This is a genomic window from Methylomonas sp. BG-2 (assembly GCF_057766305.1).
The window spans coordinates 1-6489 of sequence record NZ_JBYMAP010000216.1 but is presented as its reverse complement, the minus strand read 5'-3'; the positions used below and the strand labels follow the sequence as shown (position 1 = coordinate 6489).

The window sequence follows — 6489 nt, the reverse complement described above, 5'->3', positions numbered from 1 at the left end:
CGCGGGGGCCGACCTGCTCTCGACCAGCGTGGTGCAATACAGCCCGGCCAACAACACCAGCGGCATCGGCCTGAACAGCCCGGTGGTAATCACCTTTGCCGAACGGCTGAACCCGCTGGCGCTGAACACCGACACCATCGCCTTGTACGACGCGGTGACCGGGCAACGGCCGAGCGCGAGCTACGCGTTGAGCGCGGACGGCAAAACCGTGACGCTGACGCCGATGGCGGCGCTGACCGCCAATCGGCAGTATTACCTCTACATCAGCAACTGGGCGCCGCTGCCGGACCAAGCGGGCAATCGGATCAACTACGCCAACTGGTACTTCCGGACCGGCGCGCAATAGCAGAGGAGATGGCGATGATGGCGACGATTCCGTCATTGGGTTGGACAACGCGGCGAGGGATTATCCGCCGCAATATCTAGGCTGGCGGTAGACAGGATAGAGTGACGATGAAAACCAATGTTTGTTTGATTATGACGGTTGCGGTATTGCTGGGTGCTTGCTCATCCGAAGACGATTCGTCAAAAAGCAATCCGGTCGTGGAAGGGCGGGGACCGAGTCAATCCTCTTCCGGGCCTCGGGGGGGAGGCGCGCCGGTAAACAATAGTTCTTTGCCGCATCTTCCCGAAGAACCGGCAAAACCCAATCGAAGCGAGCTGCGCGCGATGTCCGAGGAAGCCAAGGAAACCGAAAGTTCGGTTAAGAGTGTCATTGAGCGCTTCGACGCGAATTTGAGCGACCGGCAGGCCCGCGAGGCGGCGCAAAACGAATTTAAAGCGATGCTGCCCGACTATAAGGAAAAAATGCTGCAGATCGGCAAGGCAAAACTGAAGGAGCAGCAGAACTAAGGCAAATCGCCTTAACACTTCTCGACGGTTGCGGCCATTTGTTTGATCCGCCAAGTATCGGCGGCCTAACTCTCTTAGTGATTGCCAAAAACGGCAGTCTCCAATGCTAATCGTATCATTTGCCGGTTATGCCTAAAGGTCGAACCTGCTCGCTTCTTAAGAATTAGATGAGGCCTCCTGGGCCGTAGCGGCTAGGAAAATTTTCAGATACCGCAAACATCTCAAGCTGACCTAGGTCTGGAGTGATCAGTAGAAAAAATATCTTAGAAGTATCGAGGATATGGGGCGAGCCAAACTCGCCCCGGCCTTGTTCGACGCGATTGGCGCCGTATGCATGATGAGTTAGGTCAATTAAAGGGCAAGGCCAAAAGTCGTCGGTTACAGGGGGGGGGCTTCGCAATCGAAAAAAAACCGGTAGAGGGTTTTTTTCCGCCCTACCGGTTTCAATTGGCGCTGCTACGGCTTAATGCACGTCTTTCCAGTATTCCTTTTTCAGCAAATAGGCGAGTGCGATGAACATCAGCAGAAAAAACAGCACGAATTTACCCATTTGTTGGCGTTCCAACTGCACCGGTTCGCCGACGTAGACCAGGAAATTGACCAGATCGTTGACCATTTTATCGAACTCTTGCGGCGACAATTGGCCGGGTTGCTCCAATTTAAGTTCGGTGATCACATCGCGACCATCGACCTTATGAACCACCGCGGTTTGCGTGCCTTGCAATTGCCAGAACACGTTAGGCATGCCGACATCCGGAAAGACCGAATTGTTGACGCCCAGCGGTTTGTTCTTATCGTTGTAAAAACTGCGCAGATAGGTATACAGCCAGTCCGCGCCGCGCGAGCGGGCGATCAGCGACAAATCCGGCGGCGTGGTTCCGAACCATTTCTCGGCATCGTGGGCATTCATCGCCGAATGCATTTGATCGTAAATGCCGGCGCCGAGCGGCGCGACGTTCTTCAGGATTTCGCTTTCGTCCAGCTGTAAATCCATCGCGATGCGCTTGTAACGGATGTGCTTCGCGGAATGGCAACCCAGGCAATAGGTGACGTAGTGCTTGGCGCCGCGCTCCAACGAGGCGGTGTTGCTCAAATCGATGTCCGGGCTGTCCAGTTCGATTCCGCTACTGGCGTTAACGCAAAAAGGCAGCAAAAACAAAAGAGTGCAGAGTATCTTTTTCATGGCTTAATCCAGGCTCTTTTTCAGGTTTTTGACGAAACGAATCAGCACGGCTTGAACGCCGGCCCAATTCGGCCTTTTCTTGGCGATGGTTCCGCCTAGGTTGTCGGGAACATGGTGGACTTCGACGACTTCGTCGATCAGTGCCAACACCGCCGGGATGCGGTCTTCCAGCGTCGGTTGCGGTGTCAGGCGCTCGGGTAGCGGTTTGGTTTTTTCCCAGCGGGTATACAGCGGCATCAGCAGGAAGAAGCCGAAGTAGATCGCGGTCAGGAAGCGGGCCACCGTGGTTGCCGTCGGCGTGGCCGGTTGCGTGCCTAAATAGCCCAAGCCGATGAAGCTAATCACGAATAACAACAGTGCTTTCTTGAACATGCCGCCGCGGTAGCGGATGGATTTGACCGGACTGCGATCCAGCCAGGGCAGCATGAACAGCACCACGATCGCGCCACCCATGGCGATGACGCCGGCGAACTTGTCCGGAACCGCGCGCAGAATCGCGTAAAACGGTGTGAAGTACCAGACCGGGGCGATATGCTCAGGGGTTTTCAAAGGATCGGCCGGGATGAAATTGGCGTGTTCCAAAAAGAAACCGCCCATCTCGGGCATATAGAAAATCACGGTCGCGAAAAAGAACATGAATACGCCGACGCCGACGATGTCCTTGACCGTGTAATACGGGTGGAAAGGAATCCCGTCGATCGGGTGCTCTTTCCAGTTCAGGTTTTCCTTGATCTCGATGCCGTCCGGGTTGTTGGAGCCCACTTCGTGCAACGCGACGATGTGCAGGAATACCAGGATTAGCAGAACCAGCGGTACCGCGATGACGTGGAACGCGAAGAAGCGGTTCAGCGTGGCATCCGATACTACGTAGTCGCCGCGTATCCACAGCGACAATTCGTCGCCGACCACCGGAATGGCGCTAAACAGCGAGATGATCACCTGCGCGCCCCAGTAGGACATTTGGCCCCACGGCAGCAAATAGCCCATGAAGGCTTCGGCCATCAGGCAGACGAAGATCAGCATGCCGAAGATCCAGATCAATTCGCGCGGTTGCTTGAACGAGCCGTACATCAGGCCGCGGAACATGTGCAGATAAACCACGATGAAAAACGCCGACGCGCCGGTCGAGTGCATGTAGCGCACCAGCCAGCCCCAGTTGACGTCGCGCATGATGTACTCGACCGAGTCGAACGCCAGTTTGGCGTCCGGTTTGTAATTCATCGTCAGCAGGATGCCGGTAATGAACTGGTTGACCAGTACCAGCAGGGCTAGCGAGCCGAAGAAATACCAAATGTTGAAGTTTTTCGGCGCGTAGTAATGCGCCATGTGTTCGTTCCACAAATCGGAGAGTGGAAAGCGCTCCAGCAGCCAATCGCTGCATTGATTCATTTTTTGCTTCATGCTGATTTCGCCTCGTTGTCTTCGCCGATCATGATCAGGTTGTCGGTCACGTAACGGTAGGGTGGTATCTCCAGATTGGTTGGAGCCGGCACGCCGCGATAGACGCGGCCGGCCAAGTCGAACCAGGAGCCGTGGCAAGGGCAGAAAAATCCGCCTTTCCAGTCGGGGCCGAGATCGTTAGGAGCGATTTCAGGGCGAAACGTGGGCGAGCAGCCCAAATGGGTACATAAGCCGACCGCGACGAAGATTTCCGGCTTCAACGCGCGTAGCGAATTTTTGGCGTAATCGGGTTGGTGGGATTCGTTGGAGACCGGGTCGGCGAGTTTGCTGTCCAGCGTCGCGAGCGTCGAAAGCACTTCCGGAGTTCTGTTCAGAACCCAGACCGGTTTGCCGCGCCAAGCCACGCGGATCAATTGGCCGGACTCCATCTTGCTGATGTCGACTTCGACCGGCGCGCCGGCGGCCATCGCCTTGGCGCTGGGCTGCATTTGCGAAAGAAAGGGAACGGCCAGATAGCCGGCCCCCACGGCTCCGACCACCGACAAAGCCGAGGTCAGAAACTGGCGTTTTGAATGATCGACGCCTTCTTGGTTCATAGGTAACACTCCTGCGTGATGTGCGGTGTATCGGGCAATACACCGATTATTATAATTTTCGGCAAATATACCTTACTGGCCCGGATTAATGAAATGGTTCTTGGGCTGGCGGCCGCGCCCGGCGCGGGCTGCTGGCCGTTTGGGGCAAACCCGGGCGGAAGCCTTCAGACCGGCAATTCAGCCAACGCGGCGGACAGCGCGTTCAGAAAGCTCCGGTTTTCGTCCGGCTTGCCTATCGTGACCCGCAGGCAGTCGCTCAACACGCCGCCTTGGCCGGACAGGTTCTTGATTAAGATTCCGCGCGCCTTCAGTCCGGCGAACAACTGATCAGCCGTGCCGGCCGGTGTGCGAAACAGGATGAAATTGGCCGAGCTGGGATAGACGGTCAGCATCGGCCAGGCCTTTAAGGCCTCGGCTATTACGGTCCGCTCGGCACGGATGGCTTGAGTTTGTTGCGCGAGAAAATCGCCGTGTTCCAGCGCGAAACCGACGGTGGCTTGAGTCAAGCTATTGATGTTGTAAGGTAGACGGACTTTGTCCAGTTCGGCGACGACCTCGGCCGGGCCGGCCAAATAGCCCAGACGCAGGCCAGCCAGACCGAGTTTGGAGACGGTGCGCATCACCAATAGATTGGGATAATTTCCCAGCTCGTCAACGAAACTGGCGTCGGCGAACGGCGCGTAGGCCTCGTCTACGATGACCAATCCCGGCGCGGCGGCAAGGATGTTTTTGATGGCTTGGGCGTCGAACAGGTTGCCGGTCGGGTTGTTCGGGTAGGCGATGAAAATGACCGCTGGCCGGGTTTCGGCGATGGCCGCCAGCATTGCGGACAAGTCCAACTCAAAATCGGCCGCCAGCGGCACGCCGACGTAGTTCAGCCCCAGGCTGCGGGCGATTTGCCGGTACATCACAAAACCCGGTTCCGGAGCCAGTACGGTGGCTTCGGCGGACAGCGCCATCAACAAAATCTGGATGATTTCGTCGGAACCGTTGCCAAGCAATAGCGCGGCATGGTCCGGAATCGCGTTGGCTCGGCGCAATTGCTCGCACAAGGCGGAGCCGGTCGGGTCCGGATAACGGTTGATCGGGCAGGATTTCAACGACTCCAGCCAGCGTTGCTGAATGTCTTCCGGCCAGGTGTAGGGATTTTCCATCGCATCGAGTTTGATCAAGTTGCGGGCATCGGCGATGTGATAGGCCGACATGGCGAGAACTTCGGGGCGGAACAGCTTGGCAAGCGCGTGGTTGGGCATGGTGTCGAAATCGGCGGAATCGGAATGGGCGGCGAATGATGGTTGGCCCGGTCAACCGGGCGGCCGCGGACAAATTGAGCCGATTCTACCAAAGCGGCGGGCGAAAACCTAACCCCGGAGACCGGTCGTCCAGCGTCGCCTTTGACGCGCATCGTTCGCTTCGGTGCGAAAGCAATGACGGGCGGATTTTAACACCGCCGGCGTCAAGCAGGCAAAGCCCGTTCGCGGCGATTCGCGGGATTTCGAACACGTGTGCCTGGGTGGCTGAAGCGAACACATGCCAACACAAATTGAAACACCGACTACAGTTTTAGGCCAATTTCAGCCCGTCGCTGATCGAATGTACCAAGGACCCGCCGTGCGGAAACAGACCCACATCAACTATCTCGACACGATTCGCGGCTTGGCGGCGCTGACCGTGGTCAGCGAGCATTATGTAATTGCCTACGGATTACCCTGTCAAACCGCGTTATGCGAGCAAATTCTGGACTATTCGCCGCTGCATTTTTGGTGGGAAGGGTCTGCGGCAGTGTCGATGTTCTTTGTATTGAGCGGCTTGGTGCTTTCTCTAAAGTACTTTCAGCACGGCCACATGCCCGACCTGACGTGCTTCGATCTGATCCGGTTTCTGATCGGTCGAGTGTTTCGCATCTGGTTTCCTTACCTGTTGGTACTGGGTCTCAGCGCCGCGCTGTTTTCGCAAACCTTCGGCCGCCCGGTGCTGGCCACCGCGTTGGCGCCAACAGACTGGATCATAAATATGTGGCATCGATTTCCGTTGGATGCGTCGGCGATGGCCAGGGAAGCTTTTTTGCTGGACATGCCGGATCTGATCGTGCTGTTGCCGCAATCCTGGACCCTGGGTGTCGAATTGGTGTTGTCGCTGTTGTTGCCGGTTGGTTTGTTGCTGGTAGATCGCGGTACCTCCTGGGTGGTCTTTTTCAGTTTGCTGGCCATCGGCTTGCTGGGCGTATCGGCCTTTTTACTGCACTTTTTATTGGGTCTGACGATAGCGCGTTATCTGCCGGCGATCAAAGCCGGTTTGGTCGATCGGCCGGCTCGGCGGCGTTTCTTGCTGGGGATGGGGGTTTTGTTTTACACCAGTGCCACCTTGCTGCCTCAGCCTTGGATAGCATGGAGCAACGGCCAGTTGATATGGTTGGGGACCGGTGTGGGTGCCGGCATGATCTTGCTGTTTGTGCTC

The 6489-nt window shown here is 56.7% G+C and carries 7 protein-coding genes; 3 read left to right on the top strand and 4 right to left on the bottom strand.

Annotation, left to right across the window (positions count from 1 at the left end):
- Nucleotides 1-346, top strand: a 346-nt coding sequence (locus AC3B8H_RS16880) for an Ig-like domain-containing domain (RefSeq protein WP_488442714.1), incomplete at its 5' end; no start/stop codon positions are given.
- Between the two features lie 101 nt (nucleotides 347-447).
- Complete coding sequence (locus AC3B8H_RS16875) at nucleotides 448-852, top strand: hypothetical protein (RefSeq protein WP_488442713.1); 405 nt, start codon at nucleotides 448-450, stop codon at nucleotides 850-852.
- Between the two features lie 463 nt (nucleotides 853-1315).
- Here AC3B8H_RS16875 and AC3B8H_RS16870 read toward each other — a convergent pair whose 3' ends face one another.
- The 4 genes from AC3B8H_RS16870 to hisC form a co-directional block, all read right to left on the bottom strand.
- Nucleotides 1316-2035: a cytochrome c1 gene (locus AC3B8H_RS16870; RefSeq protein ID WP_488442712.1), complete on the bottom strand. Its 720-nt coding sequence runs from the start codon at nucleotides 2033-2035 to the stop codon at nucleotides 1316-1318.
- A gap of 3 nt (nucleotides 2036-2038) precedes the next feature.
- Nucleotides 2039-3436, bottom strand: a complete 1398-nt coding sequence (locus AC3B8H_RS16865; RefSeq protein ID WP_488442711.1) for a cytochrome b — start codon at nucleotides 3434-3436, stop codon at nucleotides 2039-2041.
- The gene (gene petA, locus AC3B8H_RS16860; protein ID WP_488442710.1) at nucleotides 3433-4032 is read right to left on the bottom strand and encodes a ubiquinol-cytochrome c reductase iron-sulfur subunit; all 600 of its coding nucleotides are present in this window, start codon (nucleotides 4030-4032) and stop codon (nucleotides 3433-3435) included. Before petA ends, AC3B8H_RS16865 begins: the two co-directional genes overlap by 4 nt.
- A 164-nt stretch (nucleotides 4033-4196) precedes the next feature.
- Nucleotides 4197-5285, bottom strand: coding sequence for a histidinol-phosphate transaminase (gene hisC, locus AC3B8H_RS16855; RefSeq protein WP_488442709.1), 1089 nt, complete (start codon nucleotides 5283-5285; stop codon nucleotides 4197-4199).
- A gap of 358 nt (nucleotides 5286-5643) precedes the next feature.
- Between hisC and AC3B8H_RS16850 the strand changes: the two genes are divergently transcribed.
- The coding region (locus AC3B8H_RS16850; protein WP_488442708.1) for an acyltransferase family protein at nucleotides 5644-6489 on the top strand (846 nt) is incomplete at its 3' end.